At 66.1% G+C, this 24,998-nt stretch carries 26 protein-coding genes and 3 tRNA genes; 12 read left to right on the top strand and 17 right to left on the bottom strand.

Annotated features, from left to right (window positions below; all coding sequences use genetic code 11):
- The 4 genes from ACO2Q9_RS16425 to ACO2Q9_RS16410 form a co-directional block, all read right to left on the bottom strand.
- A partial coding sequence (locus tag ACO2Q9_RS16425) for a GTP-binding protein (protein WP_236585750.1) occupies positions 1-125 on the bottom strand: 125 nt, incomplete at its 3' end.
- 43 nt (positions 126-168) lie between these two features.
- A tRNA-Thr gene (locus ACO2Q9_RS16420) sits at positions 169-243 on the bottom strand.
- Between the two features lie 31 nt (positions 244-274).
- Positions 275-348, bottom strand: a tRNA-Gly gene (locus ACO2Q9_RS16415).
- Positions 349-406: 58 nt separating this feature from the next.
- A tRNA-Tyr gene (locus ACO2Q9_RS16410) sits at positions 407-492 on the bottom strand.
- A 117-nt stretch (positions 493-609) separates the two neighbouring features.
- On the opposite strand from ACO2Q9_RS16410, the gene ACO2Q9_RS16405 reads away from it, so the two are divergent.
- The gene (locus ACO2Q9_RS16405; RefSeq protein ID WP_423312874.1) at positions 610-1,722 is read left to right on the top strand and encodes a patatin-like phospholipase family protein; all 1,113 of its coding nucleotides are present in this window, start codon (positions 610-612) and stop codon (positions 1,720-1,722) included.
- 21 nt (positions 1,723-1,743) lie between these two features.
- Here ACO2Q9_RS16405 and ACO2Q9_RS16400 read toward each other — a convergent pair whose 3' ends face one another.
- The 7 genes from ACO2Q9_RS16400 to trpE are packed head-to-tail and all read right to left on the bottom strand — an operon-like array spanning position 1,744 to position 8,128.
- Entirely contained in the window at positions 1,744-2,448 is a 705-nt protein-coding gene (locus ACO2Q9_RS16400; RefSeq protein ID WP_423312873.1) for a uracil-DNA glycosylase, read from the bottom strand.
- 4 nt (positions 2,449-2,452) lie between these two features.
- Positions 2,453-3,241, bottom strand: a complete 789-nt coding sequence (trpC, locus tag ACO2Q9_RS16395) for an indole-3-glycerol phosphate synthase TrpC (RefSeq protein WP_423312872.1) — start codon at positions 3,239-3,241, stop codon at positions 2,453-2,455.
- Positions 3,242-3,244: 3 nt separating this feature from the next.
- On the bottom strand, positions 3,245-4,276 hold the full coding sequence (gene trpD / locus ACO2Q9_RS16390; protein ID WP_423312871.1) for an anthranilate phosphoribosyltransferase: 1,032 nt from the start codon (positions 4,274-4,276) through the stop codon (positions 3,245-3,247).
- 18 nt (positions 4,277-4,294) lie between these two features.
- Positions 4,295-4,990, bottom strand: coding sequence for a LysE family translocator (locus ACO2Q9_RS16385; protein WP_423312870.1), 696 nt, complete (start codon positions 4,988-4,990; stop codon positions 4,295-4,297).
- Entirely contained in the window at positions 4,983-6,035 is a 1,053-nt protein-coding gene (gene ltaE / locus ACO2Q9_RS16380) for a low-specificity L-threonine aldolase (RefSeq protein ID WP_423312869.1), read from the bottom strand. The genes ACO2Q9_RS16385 and ltaE overlap by 8 nt, the downstream gene beginning before the upstream one ends.
- Complete coding sequence (locus ACO2Q9_RS16375) at positions 6,032-6,604, bottom strand: anthranilate synthase component II (RefSeq protein WP_423312868.1); 573 nt, start codon at positions 6,602-6,604, stop codon at positions 6,032-6,034. Before ACO2Q9_RS16375 ends, ltaE begins: the two co-directional genes overlap by 4 nt.
- 3 nt (positions 6,605-6,607) lie before the next feature.
- A complete protein-coding gene (gene trpE / locus ACO2Q9_RS16370; RefSeq protein ID WP_423312867.1) occupies positions 6,608-8,128 on the bottom strand; it encodes an anthranilate synthase component I in 1,521 nt (506 codons plus the stop codon).
- A 309-nt stretch (positions 8,129-8,437) separates the two neighbouring features.
- Here trpE and ACO2Q9_RS16365 point away from each other — a divergent pair, with 309 nt between their 5' ends.
- Positions 8,438-9,070 carry a chalcone isomerase family protein gene (locus ACO2Q9_RS16365; protein ID WP_423312866.1) on the top strand — a complete coding sequence of 211 codons (633 nt, stop codon included), beginning with the start codon at positions 8,438-8,440 and terminating at the stop codon, positions 9,068-9,070.
- Here ACO2Q9_RS16365 and gph read toward each other — a convergent pair.
- Positions 9,030-9,758, bottom strand: coding sequence for a phosphoglycolate phosphatase (gene gph / locus ACO2Q9_RS16360; protein WP_423312865.1), 729 nt, complete (start codon positions 9,756-9,758; stop codon positions 9,030-9,032). The genes ACO2Q9_RS16365 and gph overlap by 41 nt on opposite strands.
- Positions 9,759-9,853: 95 nt before the next feature.
- On the opposite strand from gph, the gene ACO2Q9_RS16355 reads away from it, so the two are divergent.
- Positions 9,854-10,111, top strand: a complete 258-nt coding sequence (locus tag ACO2Q9_RS16355) for a hypothetical protein (RefSeq protein WP_423312864.1) — start codon at positions 9,854-9,856, stop codon at positions 10,109-10,111.
- A 19-nt stretch (positions 10,112-10,130) separates the two neighbouring features.
- On the opposite strand, the gene rpe is transcribed toward ACO2Q9_RS16355, so the two are convergent.
- Entirely contained in the window at positions 10,131-10,820 is a 690-nt protein-coding gene (rpe, locus tag ACO2Q9_RS16350) for a ribulose-phosphate 3-epimerase (protein WP_423312863.1), read from the bottom strand.
- 33 nt (positions 10,821-10,853) lie between these two features.
- On the opposite strand from rpe, the gene apaG reads away from it, so the two are divergent.
- From apaG to thiL, 5 genes are all read left to right on the top strand, one after another.
- Positions 10,854-11,252: a Co2+/Mg2+ efflux protein ApaG gene (apaG, locus tag ACO2Q9_RS16345; RefSeq protein ID WP_423312862.1), complete on the top strand. Its 399-nt coding sequence runs from the start codon at positions 10,854-10,856 to the stop codon at positions 11,250-11,252.
- Positions 11,253-11,260: 8 nt separating this feature from the next.
- Complete coding sequence (locus tag ACO2Q9_RS16340; protein WP_423312861.1) at positions 11,261-13,261, top strand: site-specific recombinase; 2,001 nt, start codon at positions 11,261-11,263, stop codon at positions 13,259-13,261.
- A 73-nt stretch (positions 13,262-13,334) separates the two neighbouring features.
- The gene (locus tag ACO2Q9_RS16335) at positions 13,335-14,594 is read left to right on the top strand and encodes a cation:proton antiporter (protein WP_423312860.1); all 1,260 of its coding nucleotides are present in this window, start codon (positions 13,335-13,337) and stop codon (positions 14,592-14,594) included.
- On the top strand, positions 14,584-15,705 hold the full coding sequence (locus ACO2Q9_RS16330; RefSeq protein WP_423312859.1) for a YbdK family carboxylate-amine ligase: 1,122 nt from the start codon (positions 14,584-14,586) through the stop codon (positions 15,703-15,705). The genes ACO2Q9_RS16335 and ACO2Q9_RS16330 overlap by 11 nt, the downstream gene beginning before the upstream one ends.
- A gap of 36 nt (positions 15,706-15,741) precedes the next feature.
- Positions 15,742-16,704 (top strand): thiamine-phosphate kinase, encoded by a 963-nt coding sequence (gene thiL, locus ACO2Q9_RS16325; RefSeq protein WP_423312858.1) that lies wholly within the window; start codon positions 15,742-15,744, stop codon positions 16,702-16,704.
- On the opposite strand, the gene ACO2Q9_RS16320 is transcribed toward thiL, so the two are convergent.
- The gene (locus ACO2Q9_RS16320; protein ID WP_423312857.1) at positions 16,692-17,627 is read right to left on the bottom strand and encodes a LysR family transcriptional regulator; all 936 of its coding nucleotides are present in this window, start codon (positions 17,625-17,627) and stop codon (positions 16,692-16,694) included. The genes thiL and ACO2Q9_RS16320 overlap by 13 nt on opposite strands.
- A 95-nt stretch (positions 17,628-17,722) precedes the next feature.
- Between ACO2Q9_RS16320 and ACO2Q9_RS16315 the strand changes: the two genes are divergently transcribed.
- From ACO2Q9_RS16315 to ACO2Q9_RS16300, 4 genes are all read left to right on the top strand, one after another.
- Positions 17,723-18,715 (top strand): Bug family tripartite tricarboxylate transporter substrate binding protein, encoded by a 993-nt coding sequence (locus ACO2Q9_RS16315; protein ID WP_423312856.1) that lies wholly within the window; start codon positions 17,723-17,725, stop codon positions 18,713-18,715.
- Positions 18,716-18,721: 6 nt separating this feature from the next.
- Positions 18,722-20,392, top strand: coding sequence for an FAD-dependent oxidoreductase (locus ACO2Q9_RS16310; RefSeq protein ID WP_423312855.1), 1,671 nt, complete (start codon positions 18,722-18,724; stop codon positions 20,390-20,392).
- A gap of 63 nt (positions 20,393-20,455) precedes the next feature.
- Positions 20,456-21,028: a phosphatidylglycerophosphatase A gene (locus ACO2Q9_RS16305; protein ID WP_423312854.1), complete on the top strand. Its 573-nt coding sequence runs from the start codon at positions 20,456-20,458 to the stop codon at positions 21,026-21,028.
- A gap of 8 nt (positions 21,029-21,036) precedes the next feature.
- On the top strand, positions 21,037-21,519 hold the full coding sequence (locus ACO2Q9_RS16300; RefSeq protein ID WP_423312892.1) for a CinA family protein: 483 nt from the start codon (positions 21,037-21,039) through the stop codon (positions 21,517-21,519).
- Here ACO2Q9_RS16300 and ACO2Q9_RS16295 read toward each other — a convergent pair.
- The 3 genes from ACO2Q9_RS16295 to ACO2Q9_RS16285 are packed head-to-tail and all read right to left on the bottom strand — an operon-like array spanning position 21,503 to position 24,992.
- Entirely contained in the window at positions 21,503-22,480 is a 978-nt protein-coding gene (locus ACO2Q9_RS16295) for a response regulator (protein WP_423312853.1), read from the bottom strand. The two genes, ACO2Q9_RS16300 and ACO2Q9_RS16295, sit on opposite strands and share 17 nt — an antisense overlap.
- A gap of 9 nt (positions 22,481-22,489) precedes the next feature.
- Positions 22,490-23,653 (bottom strand): hybrid sensor histidine kinase/response regulator, encoded by a 1,164-nt coding sequence (locus ACO2Q9_RS16290; RefSeq protein WP_423312852.1) that lies wholly within the window; start codon positions 23,651-23,653, stop codon positions 22,490-22,492.
- 10 nt (positions 23,654-23,663) lie between these two features.
- Positions 23,664-24,992, bottom strand: coding sequence for a sensor histidine kinase (locus ACO2Q9_RS16285; RefSeq protein ID WP_423312851.1), 1,329 nt, complete (start codon positions 24,990-24,992; stop codon positions 23,664-23,666).
- Positions 24,993-24,998: the final 6 nt, after the last annotated feature.

Genomic DNA, 24,998 nt, shown 5'->3' with positions numbered 1-24,998 from the left:
CCACCGAACTTCGTGGACAGCACCGTCGTGATCGCCGCCGTCAGCGTCGTCTTGCCATGGTCCACGTGACCGATCGTGCCCACGTTCACGTGCGGCTTCGTACGCTCAAACTTGCCTTTTGCCATTTTTTCGACTCCGAAAAAGAAACAACGATCTCAACAAAATATCTGGTGCCCATGGCGGGAATCGGACCCGCGACCTCTCCCTTACCAAGGGAGTGCTCTACCACTGAGCCACATGGGCAAAACCGTTCGCCAATGCACAGAACCGATGATGGAGCGGGAGACGGGAATCGAACCCGCGTCATTAGCTTGGAAGGCTAGGGTTCTACCATTGAACTACTCCCGCTTCGGGCTAACTCAATGACCCTCGCGGCTTCCGCAGCGCCATGCAATCAATTCTTCGCTGGTGGAGGAGGCTGGATTCGAACCAGCGTAGGCGTAAGCCAACAGATTTACAGTCTGCCCCCTTTAGCCACTCGGGCACCCCTCCGGCGAACCTCGAAATATAGCATGTTTTGATTGCGCCAGCGAGTACCCCCATGGGTTTTGAAGCATGGGCTTTATGCAACCCGCTGCAACAAAGTCATGTTGCACTGCACAATAAGCCATGTCCACGCCGTCTTCCGCCATTCCCGCTCATGTCGTTGCGCCCTCACCTGTCCGGGGGCATGCCGTAAATCTTGCCCTCCAAGGCGGGGGCTCCCATGGCGCGTTCACCTGGGGTGTACTGGACAAACTGCTGCAGGACGGCCGGCTGGAGCTCGAGGGCGTCAGCGGTACGAGTGCCGGCGCCATCAACGCGGTGGCAATGGCGAGCGGATTTGCCGAAGCAGGCAAGAACGCCACGCCCGAAGAAGCTCGGGAAGCAGCGCGCGCCTCGCTGGCCCGCATCTGGCACGGCGTGGCGGCGGCGGGCAGCCTCGGGGCCCTGACCCAGGGTCTCATGCGCATGCTGATGGGGGGCTGGCCTACAGAACAAGTAGGCGCAAACTTCTTTGGAAACCCCATCAGTCAATGGCTTTCGCCGTATCAATCCAACCCGCTCGACATCAACCCGCTGCGCAGGCTGCTGGAGGAACAGATCGATTTCGCGGCACTGGCCAGGCTCGATTCACCCAAAGTCTTCGTGTCCGCGACCCACGTGAAAACCGGTCGCGCGGAGATTTTCTCCGGCAAGCGGCTCACATTGCAGGCCGTCATGGCTTCGGCGTGCCTGCCCATGGTGTTCCAGGCGGTGGAAATAGACGGCGAGCACTACTGGGATGGCGGCTTTTCCGGCAACCCGGCGCTGCTGCCGCTGATCAACGCGTGCGCCAGCCGCGACATCGTGCTGGTGCAGATCAACCCGCTCAAGCGGCAGCACACGCCGCAGGCACCGAACGAGATCATGGACCGCGTCAATGAACTGACCTTCAATGCCAGCCTGTTGTCGCAGATGCGCACCATCGACTTCATCAACCGCTTGCTGGCCGATGGCCGCCTGCAGGAGGGCGAGAAGTACAAGAGCGTGCTGCTGCACCGCATCGACGGCGGCGAGGCCATGGAGGAGTTCCCTTCTTCCACCAAGATGTCCACCGACTCCGCAATGATGGAGAAGCTGTTCGCGCTGGGTCAGGATGCCGCAAAGCGCTGGCTCAGCCGTCACTTCGAGGCGCTGGGCCAGCAGAGCACCATCAACATCCGGCGCGACTACGTGGGCAACGTGCCGCAGGGCTTCTAGCCCCGCCAACAGCGAACCTGCTCAGAAACGCAGATCGACGCCCTGCTCCGCCAGCCACGCCTGCGTCTTGCCGAAATGGCCGCAGCCCATGAAAGGCTCCGGCGGGCGCAACGCTGACAGCGGCGACGGATGATTGGCCGTCAGGATGAGGTGCCGGCCCGCGTCGATCAGCGCGCGCTTGGCCTGCGCATGCGCACCCCACAACAGGAACGCGATGGGCTGCGGCTGCTTGCCAACGGCGGTGATCAGTGCATCGGTCAGGGTTTCCCAACCGCGGCGGGCGTGGCTTGCCGCCTGTCCGTCTTCCACCGTGAGGCTGGTGTTGAGCAGCAGCACGCCTTCACGCGCCCAGCGCACCAGCGAACCGTTTGCCGGTATCGGGACGCCCGGATCACGCTGCAACTCCTTGAAGATGTTGCGCAGGGAAGGCGGTAACTTGACGCCCGGTGCGACAGAAAACGCGAGCCCTTCCGCCTGGCCGGGGCCGTGGTACGGGTCCTGCCCGAGGATCACGACGCGCACACGGGACAACGGGGTGAGTTCAAGCGCGCGCAAGGGTTGGGGCGGATAAATCACAGCCCCCTGTCCGATCCGCTCACGCAGGTAGGCCAGCAGGGACTGGCCTCTGGCTCCCTGCCAGAACGGCTGCAGCACGGGCTGCCAGTCGGGCGCGGCCGCCCATTGCGAAGGATCCGCCGACGCCAGTTGCATGTCCGGGATCAGCATGGCATCACCCGAACAGCGCGGCCAGCGCTTCGCCCGGCTCCTTCGCGCGCATGAAAGCCTCGCCCACGAGGAAGGCGTTGACATCCGCTTCACGCATACGCTGCACGTCCTCGCGCGTGAGGATGCCGCTCTCGGTCACCAGCAGGCGATCGGCGGGCACGTCTTTCATCAGCGACAGCGTCGTGTCCAGCGTGACGTCAAAGGTGCGCAGGTTGCGGTTGTTGATTCCCACCAGCGGTGTCTTCAGCTTCAGCGCGCGCGCCAGTTCCTCGCCGTCGTGCACTTCCACCAGCACCGCCATGTCGAGCGAACGGGCAACCGCTTCGAGCTCGCCCATCTGCGCATCCGACAGGCACGCGGCGATGAGCAGGATGCAGTCGGCGCCGATGGTCCGCGCCTCATACACCTGGTAGGCGTCGATCATGAAGTCCTTGCGCAGCACGGGCAGCTCGCACGAGGCGCGCGCCTGCTTGAGATAGTCGACGCTGCCCTGGAAGAACTGTTTGTCGGTGAGGACGGACAGGCACGCTGCGCCATGTTCCGCGTAGCTCTGCGCAATGTCGGAGGCGAAGAACTCCTCGCGCAGCACACCACGCGACGGGCTCGCCTTCTTGACCTCGGCGATCACCGCAGGCTTGCCCTGCGCGATCTTCGTGCGCATCGCGCCGATGAAGTCCCGCGTGAGCACGCGGCTCTCCGCATCTTCACGCATGGCGGCAAGCGATTTCTTCTTCAGGCCCTGCGCCACTTCCTGGCGCTTGACCTCGACGATCTTGTTCAGGATGTCGGACATCGATCAACCCGCCAGTGAATGTGTGAGGCGCGACAGATGGTCCAGCCGCGCACGCGCCGCACCGGATTCGATGGCTGCGCGCGCCTTCTCCACGCCGTCCTTCATCGTCGATGCGACGTTCGCCGCGTACAGCGCAGCGCCGGCATTGAGGATCACCACGTCACGTGCTGCGCCCGGCACGTTGTCCAGCACACCCAGCAGCATCGCGCACGATTCCTGCGGCGTGCCGACGCGCAGTGCGCGGTTGCTCGCCATCGGCATGCCGAAATCCTCCGGGTGGATTTCGTACTCCGTGATCTCGCCGTTCTTGAGCTCGCCCACCAGCGTGGCCGCGCCGAGGCTCACTTCATCCATGCCATCCTTGCCGTACACCACCACCGCGTGCTCGGCACCCAGGCGCTGCAGCGCGCGCACCTGGATGCCCACGAGATCGGGGTGGAACACGCCCATGAGGATGTTCGGCGCGGATGCCGGATTGGTGAGCGGGCCCAGGATGTTGAACAGCGTCCGCACGCCGAGTTCCTTGCGCACCGGCGCCACGTTCTTCATCGCCGGGTGATGGTTGGGCGCAAACATGAAACCCGCCCCCACCTCGGCGATGCAACGCGCAATGGCCTCGGGCGACAGGTTGATGTTGATGCCCAGCGCCTCCAGCACGTCCGCACTGCCCGACTTGCTGGACACACTGCGGCCGCCGTGCTTGGCCGTGCGCGCGCCCGCCGCGGCCGCCACGAACATCGAGCAGGTGGAGATGTTGAAGGTGTGCGACCCGTCGCCGCCCGTGCCGACGATGTCCACGAGATGCGTCTTGTCCGCCACGTTCACCTTGGTGGAGAACTCGCGCATCACCTGCGCTGCGGCAGTGATCTCGCCGATGGTTTCCTTCTTGACGCGCAGTCCGGTGATGATGGCGGCGGTCATGACGGGCGAAAGTTCGCCGCTCATGATCATGCGCATGATCGAGAGCATTTCGTCGTGGAAGATTTCGCGGTGTTCGATGGTGCGCTGCAGCGCTTCCTGCGGGGTGATGGACATGAAGGTCTCCGGTCTTGGTTATTTCGATGGGGATGGCAGCGCGGCCATCGGGTTCTCCGAGAACGCCAGCTTCAGGCCGAAGCCGATGAACAGCGCGCCCGCCACGCGTTCGAGCCAGTGCATGCCGCGCTGCACGGCACCCACGCGCCGCGCGAGCCACGCCGCGCCGAGCGCCCACCCGATATTGACGGGAATGGCATTGATGTTGAACAGCAACCCCAGCAGGAAGAATACCCAGGCCTTGTTCTCGACACCCGGCGCTATGAACTGCGGGACGAACGCGAGGAAAAACAGTGCAACCTTCGGGTTGAGCACATTGGTCAGGAAGCCCTTGACGAAAACATCGGACAAGCCGGATTCGGACGTCGGCGAGGACGGGCGCGCGTGATCGGGTGATTGCGCTCCCCCATCAAGCGACAGGGCGGGCGCCTTCGACATCAGCATGCGCACGCCGACGTAGACCAGATAGGCCGCACCGATCAGCTTGAGCACGGTGAATGCCGTGGACGACGCCGCCATCAACGCGCTCACACCGATGGCGGCCGCAAAGATGTGCACGAAGCAACCCGCGGTAATGCCGAACGACGCCACCACGCCCGCGCGCGCGCCGCGGCGCAGGGCGTTCGTCACGATGTAGAGCACGTCCGGGCCCGGCGTCAGGTTGAGCAGCCAGCCCGCGACGATGAAGATCAGGAGTTGATGCGAGTCAGGCATGGAAATGCTCCCGGATGGCGGAGACGGCGCGATCGACACCGGCCGCATCGACGTCCAGATGGGTCACGAAGCGCAGGCGGTAAAGGCCCGTGGCCAGGACACCGCGTTCGGCGAGAAACGGCAGCAGCCCGTTGCCGCGTTCGCGCGCCGCGCCGGAAAGATCCACGAAAACGATGTTGGAGTGCGGAGCCTCCACCTGCACGCCTTCGATGCCCGCCAGGCCATCGGCCAGCCTGCGCGCGAGTGCATGGTCATCCGTCAGCCGGGTGATGTGATGGTCCAGCGCATGGGAAGCAGCAGCAGCCAGCACACCGGCCTGCCGCATGCCACCGCCTGCCATCTTGCGCACACGGTGGGCGCGGGCAATGAACTCCTTGGAGCCGCACAGCGCGGAGCCGACCGGCGCACCCAGTCCCTTGCTGAAGCAGACGGACACGCTGTCGAAACACTGCGCAATGCGTCGCGCTTCGTCATGCACGTCGGCGCCGGTCTGCGCAGCCTGCGCCGTCGCCGCGTTGAACAGCCGCGCACCGTCCAGATGCCGCGACAGGCCATGCCGCCTGGCAAGCGCAGTGGCCGACTGCACATAGGCGAATGGAAGCAACTTGCCGCCGAGCGTGTTCTCCAGTGCCAGCAGGCGGGTGCGCGCGAAATGCGCGTCGTCGGGCTTGATGGCCGCCTCGATGTCTTCGAGCGGCAGCGTGCCATCGGCTGCATGGTTCAGCGGCTGTGGCTGGATGCTGCCGAACACCGCGCCGCCGCCGGCTTCCCAGCGGTAGCTGTGCTGCATCTGGCCGACGATGTATTCGTCGCCGCGCTGGCAGTGCGACAGCAGCGCGCACAGGTTGCTCTGCGTGCCGGTGGGCACGAACAGCGCGGCCTCGAAGCCCAGCATCGAAGCAATCTTCTCCTGCAGCGCATTCACGCTCGGGTCGTCGGCGAACACGTCGTCGCCCAGCGGCGCAGCCATCATCGCTGCGCGCATCGCGGCGGTGGGCTGCGTCACCGTGTCGCTTCGCAAGTCCACCCTGCGGCCAGTCGTCATTTCTGCTCCAGGAAGTTGCGCAGCATGGCATGGCCATGCTCGGTGAGGATGGATTCCGGGTGGAACTGCACGCCCTGGATCGGCAGCTCCTTGTGGCGCACGCCCATGATCTCGCCGTCGTCCGTCCACGCGGTTACTGCCAATTCTGCCGGACAGCTCTTGCGGGCAATCGCGAGCGAGTGATAGCGATTCACCGTGAACTTCTCCGGCAGGTCGGCAAACACACCTTCACGCGTGGTGGTGATGACGCTGGTCTTGCCGTGCATGAGCTCCTGCGCTCGCACAATGTCGCCGCCGAACGCTGCGCCGATGCTCTGGTGTCCGAGGCATACGCCCAGGATCGGCAGCCTGCCTGCGAAGTGGCGGATCGCCTCCACCGAGATGCCCGCCTCGGCCGGCGAACACGGGCCGGGCGAGATCACCAGCAGGTCGGGCCTGCGCTCGGCCACACCGGCCACGGTGATCTCGTCGTTGCGGAACACTTCCACGTCCGCCCCCAGTTCACCGAAGTACTGGACGATGTTGTAGGTGAAGCTGTCGTAGTTGTCGATCATCAGAAGCTTGGCCATGACTTACTCCAGTCCTTCTTCGACGAGTTCCGACGCGCGCAGCAACGCACGCGCCTTGGCTTCGGTTTCTTTCCACTCCAGCTCGGGCACCGAATCGGCGACGACACCTGCCGCAGCCTGCACGTAAAGCGTCTGGTCCTTGATGACACCGGTGCGGATGGCGATCGCCACGTCCATGTCGCCCGCATAGCTCAGGTAGCCGCAGGCGCCGCCATAGAGGCCGCGCTTGGTCGGCTCCATCTGGTCGATCAGTTCCATGGCGTGTACCTTGGGCGCGCCGGTCAGCGTGCCGGCCGGGAACGTGGCTTTGAGCACGTCGATGCTGGTCATGCCATCGTTCAGCACGCCCTCGACGTTGCTCACGATGTGCATCACATGGCTGTAGCGCTCGACCGCGAAAGCCTCCGTTACCTTCACCGTGCCGGTCTTTGCGATGCGCCCGATGTCGTTGCGCGCCAGGTCGATGAGCATCACATGTTCGGCGCGTTCCTTCGGGTCGCTGATCAGTTCCACCTCGGTGGCCTTGTCCAGTTCCGGCGTCGCGCCGCGCGCGCGTGTGCCGGCCAGCGGCCGGATGGTGATCTTCTGGCCTTCGGACGTCTGCTCCTGCCGGACCAGGATTTCAGGCGAGGCCCCCACCACGTGCATGTCGCTGCCCTCACCTTCGGCACCGCTGAAGTTGTAGTAGTACATGTAAGGGCTGGGGTTGAGAGAACGCAGGGCCCGGTACAGCGAGAGCGGGCTTTCCGTGTAGCGCTTCTTGATGCGCTGGCTCACCTGCACCTGCATGAAATCGCCGGCGGCAATCAGCTCCTTCGCGCGCTCCACCGCCTTGATGTAGTCGGCCTTGGCGAAGTCGCGCTCTGCCGGATAGCCCTGAGATGCCCGCACCTGGGGCGCGCTGACCGAGTAACGCAGCTTCTCCTTCAGGTCGCGCAGGCGCTTCTTGCCATTGGCGAACGCCTCGGGCTGCGCCGGATCGGCGTAGACGATGAGATAAAGCTTGCCCGACAGGTTGTCGATGACGGCGAGTTCCTCACATTGCAGCAGCAGCATGTCGGGGCAGCCGAGCGTATCGGGCGGGCAGCTCTTTTCGAGCTTCTTCTCGATGTAGCGAACGGTGTCGTAGCCGAAGTAGCCCGCCAGACCGCCGCAGAAGCGCGGCAGGCCGGGCCGCAGCGCCACCTTGAAGCGCTTCTGGTACGCCTCGATGAAGTCGAGCGGGTTGCCCGACGCAGTCTCGACGACCACACCATCCTTCACCACTTCAGTGACGGCCTCGGCACCAAAGCCGCGCGAGCGCACCAGCGTGCGCGCGGGCAGCCCGATGAAGCTGTAACGGCCGAAGCGCTCGCCGCCCACGACGGACTCGAGCAGGAAACTCAGCTTGCCGCCGCCTTGCGAGTGCGCGAGTTTCAGGTACAGGGAGAGGGGGGTTTCGAGGTCCGCAAAGGCTTCCGCAATGAGCGGAATGCGGTTGTAGCCTTGCAGCGCAAGGCTCTTGAATTCGAGTTCGGTGATCACAGGTTGAGCCTCCAGCTCGGGCCACGCGGTGGCCGTTCATTCAGGGTCCGGGTGCTCCAGCGGGTGGAGCGTGGGAGCGCAGGCTGTGCCGGGGCGAGCCCCCGCGGCTGCGCGTCAGATACGCACGAATTCAGGCTTACGCCAGGGCCAGGCTCCCCGGTCGCTCAAACCTGTGATGGTGGTGCGGTGAATGAACATTGGACGCAAAGTGTAGCAAAGCCTTGTTCGAGGGCAAACACCCTTGATTCGCACGTCGCCCGCACCCCACAATGCGCGGCCACACTCGCCGAACAAAATTCCGGAGACTCCATGACTGCTGTACGCCGCGCTGGCAAGCGCCTCTTCGTCCGCCACGCAGGGGCGACGCTATGTCTCACCCTCGGACTGGCACTGTCCGTGCCCGCGCTGGCGGCGCCCGTGGACGTGAGCGGCGTGAAGTACGAGGAGTCCATCGACCTGCGCGGCACGCCGCTGGTGCTCAACGGCGCGGGCATCCGCTACAAGGCCGTGTTCAAGGTCTACGCGATGGGCCTGTACCTGCCGCAGAAGGCGGCAACCCCCGAAGCCGTGCTGGCGCAGACTGGCGCCAAGCGCTTTTCCATCACCATGCTGCGCGACATCGACGCCAATGAACTGGGCAAGCTGTTCGTGCGTGGCGTGGAAGACAACACCCCGCGCAGCGAGTTCTCGCGCCTCGTACCCGGGCTGCTGCGCATGGGCCAGATGTTCGCCGACCAGAAAAAACTGAGCGCAGGCGACACCTTCACCGCCGACTGGATTCCCGGTGTCGGCACCGTGATCACGGTGAAAGGCAAGCCGCAGGGCGAGCCGTTCAGGGAGCCCGAGTTCTACGGCGCGCTGCTGCGCATCTGGCTCGGCCCCAGCCCGGCCGACTGGCAACTCAAGGAACTGCTGCTCGGGAAGTCGCCGCGCGCCCAGTGAGCTTGCCGAGCAGCGCGGCAATCCCGGTCATCGAATCGACATACGCGTCGGCGCCGGCCAGCCGCACCGGCTCGCCATGGTTGTAGCCGTAGGTGACGAGCACCACCGGGCAGCCGGCCGCCCGTGCCGCCTGGGCATCGTTGCTCGAGTCACCGATCATCAGCGTGCGCGCCGGCTCGGTGCCGAGCGCCTCACAGGTCTTGAGGAGCGGCAGCGGATCGGGCTTCTTGCGCTCGAACGAATCGCCGCCGAACACCTGTTCGAAGCAGGAAGCCAGCCCCTTGATTTCCAGCAGTTGCCGAGCGAACCCGACGGGCTTGTTGGTCAGGCAAGCCAGGCGCAGGCCACTCGCGTGCAATGACGCGAGACCTTCCGCGACGCCGGGAAAGACGTGCGCGTGACGGCCATTGATCCGGTCGTAAGCCGCCTGATACGCGTCCCACGCCGACGGAAACAGTGACTCGATCCTGCCTGCATCGGCAGCCGGTAACACCGTCTGCAGTACGCGACGGATCAGATGCCCGGAGCCCTTGCCCACGAACGTGCCCACAGCGGGGCGGTCCACGTGCGGCAGCGACAGCGTGTCGAGCATGGCGTTGAGTGCCGCCTCGAAATCGCCGAGCGTGTCGACCATCGTGCCGTCGAGATCGACGATGGCGGCCTGGAAGGGGTGCGGAGGGTTGCTCATGATCGGCGCCCATCCTACAAGGCCCGACCGGAACGTCCTACCGCGCCGGCTCATGCGGGCGGTCAGACTGGTCGATCATTCACGTGGAGACAGCCATGTCCGACCCCGACAACAAACCCGCACCCGGCGAAACCCGTGTCACCCGTAACGATGGCGACAAGGAGAAGAGCGAACCGAAATTGCCGCATGAACGCGACCAGTCCGCCAGTGCGCAGGTCGACGGCACCCCCATGGACGACGAGCGTGCGCGCAAAGGCCATGACGACATCGAACGCGGCGTGGTGGACACCGACAAGGGGCCGGTGCTGGAACAGATCGACGAACGCATGAAGCGCTCGGCCACGGTCAAATAGAAGAACGAAGCAGATCGGCTCAGGCGAGCGCGGCCCGCATCTGGTCGATCACGCCCTTGTAGTCCGGCTTGCCGAAGATCGCACTGCCCGCCACATAGGTGTCGGCTCCTGCATCGGCCACGCGCCGGATGTTGTCAGTCTTGATGCCACCGTCCACTTCGAGGCGGATGTCCTTGCCCGACGCGTCGATGCGCTTGCGCACGTCCTCGATCTTGCGCAGCGCCGAATCGATGAAACTCTGCCCGCCGAAGCCCGGGTTCACGCCCATGATGAGGATGAGGTCGATGTCGTCGATGACCCAGTCCAGCACGTCCAGCGGCGCGGCCGGGTTGAACACGAGGCCCGGCTTGCAGCCCTTGGCGCGGATGGCCTGGATGCTGCGATGCACATGCGGTGACGCGTCCGGGTGGAAACTGATGTAGTCCGCGCCCGCATCGGCGAAGGCGGCAGCGAGCGCGTCCACCGGCTGGATCATCAGGTGCACGTCGATGGGGATCGCCTTGCCGTCCGCCGTCTTCGAATGCGGCTTGAGCGCCTGGCAGATCATCGGGCCGAAGGTGAGGTTCGGCACGTAGTGGTTGTCCATCACATCGAAATGGATCCAGTCGGCCCCGGCCGCGATGACATTCTTCACTTCCTCGCCCAGCCGCGCGAAGTCGGCGGAGAGGATGGACGGCGCGATGCGATGGGTACGGGGGGGCTTGCTCATGGTTTGCGGATTGTCGCAGGTAACATACCCGCCATGCCCAAGTACCAGTTCACCGTCGAAGTGACGCCGCGCTACCTGCCCGAGCAATCGGCGCCGGACCAGAACGTCTACAGCTTCGCCTACACGGTGACCATCTCGAACACCGGGGAAGTGCCGTCGCAGCTCATCTCGCGGCACTGGAAAATCAATGACGCCACCGGCCACGCCGAAGAAGTGAAGGGCCTGGGCGTCGTGGGCGCGCAACCGCTCATCAAGCCCGGCGAATCGTTCCAGTACAGCAGCGGCTGCCGCCTGCGCACCCCGACAGGCACGATGCACGGCACCTATTTCATGGTGGCCGAGGACGGCGAGCGCTTCGATATCTCCATCCCGCTGTTCGTGCTGGAGGCTTCCAGCGGCGGTGGCGCGCCTTCCGGCCGCGTGCTGCACTGAAGGCTTGCATGGCGCGCGGCCCCGACCTGAAGACGCTGCTCGCGCGGATCGACCCCCACGCACCGCTGGCCGAACGGCATCTCTGGCTGATCGCCCTGTTCGACTGGATCCGCGGCAAGCGTGACTCCGCAGAGGCCGCCGCCAGCCGCGTGCGCCTGTTCCTCGATGCCATCGAAGCCGATGCCGACGCGCAGGCCCGTCTGCAGGCCTGGTGGCAGGTACTCGCTCAGACGGTCGACATCACCACGCTGCTGGCCGACTTCGGCTTCGCGCCACGCACCGCTTTCGTGAGCGAACTGTCCGACCGCCTGCGCCGCAAGCTACTGCCCGGCACACCCGAAACGCAGGACGCGTCCGAACTCTTCCGCCTGGTGCTGCCGGGCGACTTCGACGCACGCTGGCTGATGCTTCTGGATGAGACACAGGTCAATCGCCTCGCCCGTGCGCTGGGCGGCCCCACGCCGAACGGCGGCACGCGCTGGCAGGGCATCCTGGTCGAGGCCATCACCTTCTGCACGAGCCAGATCGTTTCGGCGGGCTTCTCGCCCGAACTCCGTTTGCGCATGAGCGCCCCGGTCCGGCAGGAGGCGCCCTTCCACCTGCTCACCGACAGCCTGGTGGAATTGCGCGTCGCGGCGCTCGCACAGCCCCGCGACGTGTCGCGCCTGCAGCAGGCCATGCAACAGTTCCGCGAACGACTGGACGCCTGCCGGCATGCTGCGTCGTCCGTGTACACGCACCTCGAGGAAAACGGCATCTCGGTCGGCCTGGTGTTCCGGCTGCGCCAGTTGCGCGAGCGCGTGCTGCGCATCCGCGAGCTGATGGACTGCCTGATGTCACCCCATCCCGCCACAAGTGCTGCGAAGCTGATCGGGCGGCTCGTCGTCACCGGACGCGAACGCGCGAGCGTGCGCGCGCTGATCGCCTCCAACTCGTCGCTGCTGGCCGCCAAGGTGGCCGAGCGCAGCGCGGAAACCGGTGAGCACTACATCACCCGCAACGCGCGCGACTATCGCGCCATGTTGCGAAAGGCCGCAGGTGGCGGCGCGTTCATGTCCATCACGACGATGATGAAGTTCGCGTTGCTCGCACTGGGCTTCTCGGCGTTCTGGAGCGGCTTCTACGCGGGCATCAACTATTCGCTCAGCTTCGTCGCCATCCAGTTGCTGCACCTCACGGTGGCCACGAAGCAGCCGGCAATGACGGCGCCGGCGATGGCCGCGAAACTGAAAGACCTGAACCAGCAGGGCGGCGTCGAATCATTCGTGGACGAAGTCGCACACCTGGTGCGATCGCAGGTGGCGGCTGTGCTGGGCAACGTGCTGCTGGTCGTGCCCTGCGTGCTGCTGCTGAGCTGGCTGATCCTGCTGGCGACAGGCCGCCCGATGATCGACCGGGCCGAAGCCGACCACGTGCTGCATGCGCTCACCCTGCTCGGCCCCACCGCGCTGTTCGCTGCGTTCACCGGCGTGCTGCTGTTCTCGTCGAGCATCATCGCGGGCTGGGTGGAGAACTGGTTCGTGCTGCACAAGCTCGACTCGGCCGTGCGCTACAACCCGCGCATCACGCGCTGGCTCGGCGTGGCACGTGCGGACCGCTGGGCCCGCTTCATGCGCGAGAACATCTCGGGCCTCGCGTCCAACATCTCGCTGGGCATGATGCTCGGTCTCGTACCGGCTTTCGCGCTGTTCTTCGGCCTGTCGCTCGAGGTCCGGCACGTTACGCTGTCCACCGGACAGGTGGCGGCAGCCGTCGCCAACTACGGCATCGCTGCCTGGCAGACACCGGCCGTACTTCATGCCGTGTTATGGTGTCTGACAGGCGCGGCGGTCACCGGCGCGCTGAACGTGGGCGTGAGTTTCTACCTGGCGTTCCGGCTCGCACTGCGGGCCCACAACATCAGCGGCGTGGAACGCGCCCGCATCCGCTCTGCCATCTGGGCCCGCTGGCGCCAGAGGCCGCTGAGCTTCTTCCTGCCCGAGCGTGAAAATGCACGCGTGCAGATGTAACCGATTCCGGCCCAGTCCTACAGGCGGGCCTGCCGATGCCGGATAACCTGCGGCGCGACGGGAGACATTCGAGATGAACGAATTGATGGCCTTCTGGGCCGAATGGATACGGCCTTCCGCCGGCGTGCCCACGGTGCAGTGGTCACTGCTGCTGGCCGTTGCCAGCATTGCCGGCTATCTGGTCCAGCGCTACACGGGCCTGCCCAAGGTGCTCGGTTATACGGTGATCGGTACCTTCGCGGGCCTGGCCGGGTTCACCGGCGTGCAATGGCCCCTGCAGGGCATCGGCCTTTTCCTGCTGGAGCTCGGCGTCGCGGTGGTGCTGTTCGAAGCCGGTGGGCGCATCCCGCTGCGCTGGTTCCGCCACAACCCGATGGTGTTGCTGCAAAGCCTGCTGGAAGCGGTGCTGACTTACTTCGGCGTCCTGTGGGTCCTGATGTGGCTCGACATTCCCGGCCCCGTGGCGGCGCCGATCGCAATCATCGCCGTGGCCGCTTCGCCGGCCGTGCTCACCCGCGTGGTGATGGACACGCGCGCCTCCGGCCCCGTGACCGAACGCGCCGTGACGCTCGCAACGCTGAGTACGCTCTACGCACTGGCCATCGGCGCTGCGCGTGCGGGCCTGATGGACCGCTCGGAGCACGGCCTCGTTGCCACGATGTATCCGGTGGCGGTGGTGCTGGGTATATCGGTGGCCGTGGGCGGCGCGCTCGCGCTGGCCTTGCGCATGGCACTGCGCGTGATGAGCCCGACCAGCGAGAACACCTCCATCGTGCTGCTGGCACTGATTGCCGCGAGCGCCGCCGTCGCCGCGACGCTGGGCGGCTCTGCGCCGCTGGCCGCACTGCTGGGCGGCATGCTGCTCAAGCAGTTGAACCCGCGTCCGTGGTCCTGGCCGCGTCAGCTGGGCACCGCGTCTTCGCTGCTCACCATGCTGATGTTCGTGCTGGTGTCGGTGGTCGCGGCGCAGGCCGACTGGTCCGGTCCGGTGGCGAGTGTGGTGCTGGCTGTGATCGTGGTGCGCGGCATCGCGAAGATCGCCGGCGTCGCGCTCGCGAACCCGGGCAGCGGCGCGAGCTGGCGGCAGGCGCTGTGGGTCGGTTGCGCGATGTCTCCCATGTCGTCGGTCGCGTTGCTCATCACCTCGCAGTTCGTCGCCTCGTCGCCGATGCTCGGCCCGATGATCACGCGCATCGCACTGCCCGCCATCCTGCTGATGGAAGTGCTGGGCGCAGTCATCGCCACCATCGCGCTCTACCGCGCCGGTGAAAGTTCGAAACCCTGGGAGCCGCAGGCGCTCCCGCCGCTGGCAGGAGACACACGTGAGTCTTGAACCGTTCCAGAAATCCGCGGCGCTGTCGCTGGGCGTGGAGCTGGAGCTTCAGCTGGTCAACACGCACGACTACGACCTCGCGCCTTATGCGGAAGACATGCTGCGGCTGATGGACAAGATCGAGCTGCCGGGCTCGGTGGTGCCGGAGATGACGTCCAGCATGATCGAGATCTCCACTGGTGTGTGCCAATCATCGGCGCAGGTGCTGGGCGAGCTCACGCAGATCCGCGACTCCTTGGTGAAAAGCGCCGACAAGCTCAACATTGCGGTGGTAGGCGGCGGCACGCACCCGTTCCAGATGTGGCACGAGCGGCGCATTTACGACAAGCCGCGCTTCCGCGAACTGTCCGACCTGTACGGCTACCTGTCCAAGCAGTTCACCATCTTCGGCCAGCACGTGCACATCGGCTGCCCGAGCGCGGACGAAGCGCTTTTGATGCTGCACCGCATGTCGCGCTACATCCCGCACTTCATCGCGCTCTCGGCGTCGAGCCCGTACGTGCAGGGACACGACACCGCATTCGACTCCGCACGGCTCAATTCGGTGTTCGCCTTTCCGCTGTCGGGCCGCGCACCGTTCACGCTGACGTGGGACGAGTTCACCGCTTACTTCGACAAGATGACCCGTACGGGCGTCGTCAAGAGCATGAAGGACTTCTACTGGGACATCCGTCCCAAGCCGGAGTACGGCACCATCGAGATCCGCGTGTTCGACACGCCGCTGACGGTGGAGCGTGCGTCCGCGCTGTCGGGCTACGTGCAGTCGCTCGCCTCGTGGTTCCTGCGCGAGCAGCCGTTCATGCCGGCCGAGGACGACTACCTCGTCTACACCTACAACCGCTTCCAGGCCTGCCGCTTCGGCATGGAGGCGGTGTACGTCGATCCGGCCACCGGCGAGCACATGGCCCTGCGCGACCACATCCTGCAGACCATGCAGCGCATCGAACCCGATGCCGAGAAGGTCGGCGCTGCGGCCGCCGTCCATTTGCTGCGAGGCAGCGTGGAGCGTGCGCACAACGACGCGCGCTGGCTGCGCGAGGTGCAATACAAGGAACGCCTGCTGGCCGAGGCCGTGCGCCAGGCTGCGCAGCGCTTTCGCGGCAGCGTCTGACCCAGGTTCGCGACCCACACGGGTATGCTTGCGCGCATGGGTGAATTCGACCTCATCGCGCACTACTTCAAGCGGCCTGCACGCCGCGCGGCGCTCGGCGTCGGTGACGACTGCGCTTTGCTCGCACCGGCGCCCGGCATGCAGCTCGCGATCTCCAGCGACATGCTGGTCGAAGGCCGGCACTTCCTGTCCGGCGTCGATCCGGCGCGGCTCGGACACAAGTCGCTTGCGGTGAACCTGAGCGACCTGGCCGCATGCGGCGCGAAGCCGCTCGCCTTCACGCTCGCGCTGTCGCTGCCGCATGTGGATGAGACGTGGCTCGCCGGCTTTTCGCGCGGCATGTTCGCGCTGGCCGACGCCCACGAATGCGAACTGATCGGCGGCGACACCACGCATGGCCCGCTCAACATCTGCATCACCGTTTTCGGTGAAGTACCGCAAGGCAAGGCATTGCTGCGCAGCGGCGCAAAGCCCGGGGACGACCTCTACATCAGCGGCACCGTCGGCGATGCACGCCTGGCGCTCGAAGCGCATCGCGGCACTGTGTCGCTGGACGCGCAGGCGCTGCAGGCCGCGCAGGCGCGCATGGACATGCCCACGCCGCGCGTTGCGCTCGGCACCGCTTTGCGCGGCATCGCGACCTCTGCCGTCGACCTGAGCGACGGGCTGCTCGGTGACGTCGGCCACGTGCTGGCCGCTTCGAAGGCAGGCGCGCGCATCGACGCGGATGCCGTGGCCGCGCGCCTGGGCATCCGCATCGATACGACGACACTGCCGCAAGACCTGCGCCGCCAGTACACGCTGGCAGGCGGTGATGACTACGAGCTCGCCTTCACCGCGCCCGCATCGGCACGCGACGCGGTTGCGCATGCGTCGCTCGCTTCGCAGACGCCCGTCACGCGCATCGGCAGCATCGAAGCGGATGCCGGTCTGCGGCTCGTCGATGCATCAGGCCAGCCGGTGACCGGCCGCTTCGCGTCGTTCGATCATTTCGCCTGAGCCAGGCGCGACGCGCCGGAGCGTGCCGTGAGCTCCGCCCGCAAGACCTGCACGAAACTCTCGCACGCCGGTGGCAGTGAACGTCCGCGCCGCGTGACGATCATGATGTCACGCGTCACGCGCGGCGCCGTCAACGGCCGCACGGCCAGGCCTTCGCCGTCGCCGGTCTGCGCGAAGGCGGCCGGCATGATCGATGTACCCAGCCCGCTGCGCGTCATCCACAGCGCGGTCGACAGAAAGGTGACGTCATTGACCACCTGCAGCTTCACACCCGCCTGCGCCGCCGTGCGGTCGATCAGCGGGCGGATGCCATAGCCGGCCCGCACGGTGATCACCGGCTCACCCGCCAGATCGGCCCAGCGCACCGATTTCTTCGCCGCCAGCGCATGACCGCGCGGCATCACCACGCTGAGCGGATCGCGCATCAGCGTCTGCAGATCGACACCCGCCGCCGAGCCTTCCGGTGTACCGATGCCGAAGTCCACATGCTCACCGGTGACGCGCGCCATGAACTGGTCGGGTGCGCAATCGTCGATGAGCACGCGGACGTCCGGGTGGCCCGCGCTGAACTTGCGAACCGCCTCGGGCAGCAGGATGCCCGCCAGAGTCGGCGTGACGGCGATGCTGACCCGGCCACGCCGCACACCCGCGATTTCGCCCATGCCTTCGCCCAGCAGGTCCACGTCGCGCAGGATGCGCGTTGCCACGACCACGGCTTCGTCCGCCGCCTGCGTGGGCTGCAGCGAACGCGTGGTGCGATCAAACAGGCGCGCGCCCAGGCCTTCTTCCAGTTGCCGTATCAGCACGCTCACCGCCGACTGCGTGACGTGCAATTGCTCCGCCGCCGCGCCGAGCTTGCGCAGTTCGTACACCGCCATGAAGGCACGCAGCTGCCGCAGGGTCGGCATGAATTTCTTGTTCATGAATAAAAATCAGGAATCGTTCGGAAATTTTCGATTTACGAATGAATTGTGCTGCGGTTCAATGCGCCTTGACAACAATCAAACGGAGACAAGACATGCAGCTTTCCCGGCGCTTCCTGATGGGCGCGGCCACGGCCGTCGCTTTCGCATCCAGCCTTCTCGCCGCCGCACCCGTGGCGGCGCAAGGCAACTACCCCGACAAGCCGATCCGCGTGGTCGTCACCTTCCCGCCCGGCGGCAGTGCCGATGCGGTGGTGCGCATGCTGGTGCCGCGCCTGAACGACAAGCTCGGCCAGCAGGTCGTGGTGGACAACCGGCCCGGCGCAGGCGGCAACATCGGCCTGTCGATCGCGGCCAAGGCGCCGGCGGACGGCTACACGCTCGGCGTGGGCGCAGCCGGTGCACTGGCCGCCAACAGCAGCCTGTACGCGCAGATGCCGTTCGATCCGCTCAAGGACTTCAAGCCGGTGTCCATGCTTGCCGCCATTCCCTTCGTGATCGTGGGCCACCCGTCGCTGGGCATCAAGACGCAGAAGGAACTCGTGGCGATGGCGAAGAGCCAGCCGGGCAAGCTGTCCATCGCCCATGGCGGCAACGGCACGGCCATGCACCTGTCGTCTGCGCTGTTCGCACAGATGGCCGACGTGAAGCTCGTCGAAGTGCCTTACAAGGGTTCCGGCCCTGCCGCGCTGGACGTGCTGGCCGGGCAGATTCCGATCGGCGTGGTGGACCTGCCTGCTGCGCTGCAGCACATCAAGGCCGGCAAGCTCATCGCCTTCGCCGTTACCAGCCCGCAACGCCTGCCCATGCTGCCGGACGTGCCGACCGTGTCCGAAGCCGGCCTGACCGGCTACGACTCGACCGGCTGGTTCGGTGTGGTGGCCCCTGCGGGCACGCCGCAACCCATCGTGAACCGGCTGAACGCGGAGATCACCGCGGCGCTGAACGACGAACAGATCAAGACCAGCATGCGCAACCTCGGCGTGGAGCCCGCACCCGGCAAGCCGGAAGAGTTCGACGCCTACATCCGCAGCGAAACGCAGAAGTGGTCCAAGGTCATCAAGACCGCCAACATCAAGCTCGAGTAAGAACACATGATTGCTGAACTCAAGGCCGACGTCCTCATCGTCGGCGGCGGCCCCGTGGGCCTCACCCTCGCCATGGACCTCGCCGGGCGCGGCGTGCAGGTGGTGATTGCCGAAATCCGCCGCTACGCAGAGCCGCCCAACGTGAAGTGCAACCACGTCTCGGCGCGCACCATGGAGCAGTTCCGCCGCCTGGGCGTCGCGCAGAAGCTGCGCGACGCAGGCCTGCCCGCCGACTACCCGAACGACGTGGTGTTCCGCACCAGCGTCACCGGCACCGAACTCACGCGCATTCCGATTCCCTGTCGCGCGGACCGCTACACCGAGACCGAAGGCCCGGACGCGTGGTGGCCCACGCCCGAGCCGCCGCACCGCATCAACCAGCTGTTCCTGGAGCCGATCCTGCTGGAACACGCCGCATCGCTGCCCGGTGTGACCTTGCTCAACCGCACGCAGGTGACGGACTTCACGCAGGATGCTTCGGGCGTCACCGCAACAGCGACCAGACTCGACACCGGCGAAGCGCGCACCATCCGCGCGAAGTACATGGTCGGCTGCGACGGCGGCAGCTCCGCCGTGCGCAAGCAGATCGGCGCGAAGCTCGAAGGCACGGCCGTCATCCAGCGCGTGCAGTCCACCTACATCCGTGCGCCGCAACTGCGCGCCATGATCCCGGGTAAACCGGCGTGGTCGTACTACTCCGTCAATCCGCGGCGCTGCGGCACGATGTTCGCCATCGACGGCCACGAGACCTGGCTGGTCCACAACCACCTCAACCCCGACGAACCCGAGTTCGACTCGGTGGACCGCGACTGGTCGATCCGACAGATCCTCGGCGTGGGCGACGACTTCACCTACGAAGTCATCAGCAAGGAAGACTGGGTGGGCCGCCGCCTCGTGGCGGACAAGTTCCGTGACCGTCGCGTGTTCATCGCGGGCGACGCCGCGCACCTGTGGGTGCCCTATGCGGGCTACGGCATGAACGCCGGCATTGCCGATGCGATCAACCTGTCGTGGCTGTTGGCCGCGCGCATCCAGGGTTGGGGTGACGAAGCCATGCTCGACGCGTACGAAGCCGAGCGCCAGCCGATCACCAACCAGGTGTCGCACTTCGCCATGGACCATGCGGCCAAGATGATCAAGGCGCGCCGCGCCGTGCCGCAGGACCTGGAGAAGCCGGGCGCCGAGGGCGAGCGGCTGCGCGCGGAAATCGGCGAAGAAGCGTATGCGCTCAACGTGCAGCAGTTCTGCTGCGGCGGGCTCAACTTCGGTTACTTCTACGCGGGCTCTCCGATCATCGCGACCGACGACGAAGCACCGCCGGTGTATTCGATGGGCGACTTCACGCCGTCCACCGTGCCGGGTTGCCGCGCGCCGCATTTCTGGCTGAAGGACGGCCGCTCGCTCTACGACGCATTCGGGCCGGGCTACACGCTGCTGCGCAGCGACGCGTCGGTGGACGTTGCGCCGCTGCTCGCAGCAGCAGCCGCGAAAAAGGTGCCGCTGGCGCTGCTCGACATCGCCGGTGAAGCCGTGCCCGACGCCTACCGGCACAAGCTCGTGCTGTGCCGCGCCGACCAGCACGTCATCTGGCGCGGTGATGCGTTGCCGCGCGACGCAGCGCAGCTGGTCGAGATGCTGCGCGGGGCCGTGGCGGCGGAGATGCCGCTGGCGGCCTAGTTCCCGTACTTGCGGGGTCCATGCGGGCGTGGTGGCAAGATAGCGGCTGTCGTTCCCCGCCACATGCCCTCCTCCGACCCCTCCATCGACACCGTGCTCGAGCACTCCGGCGCCGAAGCGCCGCGCCCGTACCGCCCGACGGTGCGGTTCATGCTCGCGCACCCGGCGCACTACGTGGCGCTCGGCTTCGGCTCGGGCCTGAGCCGGTTTGCGCCGGGAACGGCCGGCACGCTGTGGGCATGGTTCGCGTTCTTCGTGTGGCAGCTGTATGTGCCGCCGCAGCATTTCGAGCTCTGGACGGGCACCGCGATCCTGGTGTCGACACTCATCGGCTGGTGGGCCTGCACGGTCACGGCGAAGAACCTGCGCGTGGCCGACCCTGGCAACATCGTGTGGGACGAAGTGGTGGCGTTCTGGCTGGTGCTGTGGCTCATTGCACCGACAGGTTTCTGGGGACAGCTGATCGCCTTCGCGCTGTTCCGCTATTTCGACGCTGCGAAACCCGGACCGGTCGGCTGGGCGGACTCGGTCTTCAAGGGATTCAATGCACGCGGTGGCTTCGGCATCCTGTTCGACGACTTCGTGGCCGCGTTCTGCACGCTGCTGGTGATCGCGGCGTGGAGGCACCTCACATGAGCGCAGACATGGGTGGTGGCGTGCATGCCGCCGTACCGCCACTCTCTGCGTTGCTGGCCTCGCGCAACTGGATGATGGCCACCGCCGAGAGCTGCACCGGCGGCCTGATTGCGGGCGCCTGCACCGACATGGCCGGCTCCAGCGCGTGGTTCGAACGCGGTTTCGTCACCTACTCCAACGAAGCCAAGACCGAACTGCTGGGCGTGGACGCCGCGTTGATCGCGCGCCACGGCGCGGTCAGCCAGGAAGTCGCCCGCGCCATGGTGCTGGGTGCCATCGCCCGTTCGCGGGCGCAGGTCGCAGTGGCCGTCACCGGGGTCGCCGGCCCCACGGGCGGCAGCAAGGAAAAGCCGGTCGGCACCGTGTGGTTCGGCTGGTCCGTCGACGGCCACGTCATCACGGAGATGCAGCGCTTCGACGGTGACCGCGCCGCAGTGCGCGAGGCCACCGTGACGCACGCCCTGGAGACGCTGCTCAGCCTGCTGCGCTGAACGCGATCCGTTCGATGCAGTCGGCCATCCAGTCGTCCGGCAGCACGGGCAGCGCGCTCGCGGGCAAGGGCTTCACACGCCATCCGGCATCCGTGCGCTCCGCCTGAACCGGCTGGCCGCGCCACACCTGCCAGGCCAGCCAGGCAACGGACGCGGCGCTCGGCTTGTCGCGCGTCGGCGCTTCGAGCGCCCAGGTGAAGACGCTGCGGTCCGTCACCACGAGCACGTCGCCCTCCGCATGCGCCTGGCCGGGCAAAGCCTGCGCCAGCGCGGCGAATGTCGCTGCCGTTTCGCCACCGCTGCCGAAGGCGGGCTCCCACCGCGCCAATAGCTGGCCGATGGCGATGCCGCGCTGCGTCTCCAGCTGCATCAGGTCGGCGTGGTCCATGGCGTGCCAGTCGATGGAAGGCGCCGAGCAGCCGACCTGCATCGCCGTCTCGAGGAATGCATAAAGGCCTTGCGCATATTCCGGTCGCACGAAGCCCGCGCTCGCCACGGCAATCTGGCTCACGCGTGCGGCGAGGAGTTGTTGCTGCTGCACCAGCATCTTCTCGCGCACGAGGCCGTCGCGCTCGCTGCGCAGTTCGGCAAGTTCCAGCGCATTCCTGAGATCGGCGCGCAGGCTTTCGATGTCCCACGGCTTGGTGATGTAGCGGTAGATCTCGCCGGAGTTGATGGCTTCGATGGCCTCGCCGAGTTCGGAATAGGCGGTCGTGAGCATGCGCACGATGGACGGATGGTTCTCGCGCGCATAGCTCAGCAGTTCGTTGCCGTGCGCGCCCGGCATGCGCTGGTCGGACACCAGCACGGCGATCTCGTCACCATGGGCGCGCAGCAGTTCCTTACCTTCGGCAACGGACGAGGCGGTGAGCACCGGCGCCATGGGCCTGACAAGGCGTTCGAAGTACTTGAGGGCCATCGCCTCGTCGTCGACGTAAAGGATCTTTTCGGGTTTGGTCATGCAGGTTCCTCAGGTGGGCAACGACGGGAAATACAGCGACACGCAGGCACCCTTGCCCAGGTTGGATTCGATGTCGATGGCGCCGCCCAGTGACTGGACGACGCGACGGCAGAACATGAGCCCCATGCCGCTGCCGCCCGAATGCGCCCGTGTCGTCACGGGTTCACGCGTCAGTCGCGACAGGATCTCGGGCGGGATGCCGGGCCCGTTGTCGATGAAGCGGATGGCGCAGCGCGCAGGTTGTCCGGCGGGGGCCTCGTTCTCGCGGCCCAGTTCGATGGACAGCGACGGCGCAGGCCTGCCACGCAACGCGAGCAGCGCATTCTTCGTCAACGTGCTGAGCACCAGGAACAGCAGGTCGCGCTGGCCCGGCAACGCGAAGTCTTCCCCGAGGCTGGCGCGCACGCAATCGCGCTCGCCCTCTTCGAACGGATATTCGTTCAGCAGCACCTGCACCAGCCCGCCCGCCGTGACGGACTGGGCAATGACGCCGGGATACGCGTCGCGCGCCGAACGCACGAACGTGGACACGAGCGACTGGCAATACAGCGCGTTGCGCTCGGCAGCTTCCAGCGCGGTCAGGATTTCGCCGGGCCGTTGTTCGGTGAACATCGCGCCGGCTTCGCCGTTGAGCGCGGGCACATGCCTGTCGCGCAGCGCGCTCATGTAGCCGCGCACGGTGGTCAGCGGCGTGTTGAGTTCGTGGGCGAGAAAGCCCAGCGTCTCGCGCACCGCGAGCACGCGGCTTTCGTGCAGCGCCTGTGCCAGCACCTGCGCGCGGTGGCGCGCGATCGCCTCACGCAGCACCTGCCGTGTCTGCAGGCCATCCAGCGGCTTTTCGAGGATGCGGAACACCTGCCCCTGATTGACCGCGGCGATGGCGACCTCCTTCTCCGCGAAGGCCGTGACGAGCAGGCGGATCACATGGCGGTGGTCGCGCTGTGTGGCGAGCAGCAGGTCCAGCCCGTTGCGGCCCGGCATGCGGTAGTCCGTGGCCAGCACGGCGACGGGCGGCACGCCCTGTTCGAGCAGCCGCAGGGCTTCGTCGACGCCATCTGCCGTGATGATCGTGAATTCATCGCCGAACGAACGCTCGAACCATTTGCGCGCCTGAGGTTCGTCGTCCACGTAGAGGACCGCGTAGGCTTCGGTGTAGGGCGGGACGGCCGACATCGCGCTTTCCTCAGGCCTGCGGGCTGGCCAGCGCCAGATCGAAGGAGAACTCGGTCCACGCACCTTCTTCGCTCGTCACGCGAAGCTCGCCGCCGTGGCGCTGGATGATCGCGTAGCTCACCGACAGGCCGAGCCCGAGGCCCTGGCCGACGTCGCGCGTGGTGAAGAAGGGCTCGAACACCCGCGTGAGGTTCTCCGGCTTGATGCCGGTGCCGTTGTCGCGCACGGCCACGTGCAGCCGCCCGGCTTCGCTGTGCCCCTTGACGGTGATGCGCGGGTCTTCGCGCTGCGCATTGCGCATGGCCAGCGCAGCATTGCTGAAAAGGTTGATCAGCACGCCGATCAGCGCGGGTTCGTCGCCACGCACATGCGTGTCCAGCGGCAGCTCGACGTCGATCGCGATGCCCTTGAGTTCGTAGCCCGTCAGGCGCTCGGCGGAATTCACTGCCTTCTCGAGCAGGAAGACGCGGTTGCTGTCTTCGCCGGGCTTCTGGTAGGCGAAGGTCTTGAGGTCCGAGACGATGTTCTGCACCCGTTGCATGCCTTCCTTGGCATCGGTCAGGCTCTCCTTCAGGTCGGCGCTGGTCTCGACGGCCGGGTCGATGAGTGCCATGTTGAGCGCCATCATGCTGTAATTCACCGGGTTGTTGACCTCGTGCAGCAGGCCCGCCGACAGCGTGCCGAGGGCCGCCATTTTTTCCTGCTGGATCATGTGACCCTTGATCTGCGCGAGGTTCTGGTTGGTGTCCTGCAGCAGGTTGTTCTTCTCGGACACTTCGTGCTGCAGCTCGAACAGCTGGATACGCGCGCGCTCGTTGTAGAACGTGCAGCCGGCCGAGATGGTGGCCGAGAACACGAGGAAGAGGCTGTTGCCGATGAACTCCGCCAGCCCCGCGCCCGGGTGCAGGTAGCACGCCAGCGCATAGGCCAGGCAGGTGAACACGCCCAGCGAGATGCTCTGGAAGAAACCGATCGGCATGATGATGCCCGCCGCATAGAGCGCCAGGCTCAGGCCGAACACGTAGGGCGAGGCCGGTCCCTGCGTCCAGAAGATCATCCACGAGATCATGACCTGCGGCACCGCGAGCCACAGGAGTGTGAGCAGTCGCACGCGCTCAAGCGCAGCCGGCATCCACAAGGCCCAGAGGATCAGCAGCGACGCGAGCGTGCCGAGTGCGCGGGCAATGCCCAGTGGACCCATGTGTTGCGGATAGAACGCATAGTCCAGGCCCACGCCGAATGCGATGAGGACGGTGGACACGATGCAGCCGGTGCGGCTGAAGGCCAGCCGGAACCCGGCGAGTTGGGCCTGGTAGCCGGAGCGCAACGGCTGGTCCACGGCGAC

The sequence above is a fragment of the Variovorax sp. VNK109 genome (genome assembly GCF_049445855.1).
Classification (GTDB): domain Bacteria; phylum Pseudomonadota; class Gammaproteobacteria; order Burkholderiales; family Burkholderiaceae_C; genus JAGOCV01.
Note: the sequence above shows the minus strand (reverse complement) of the source record. Positions and strands in the feature narration are given on the sequence as shown.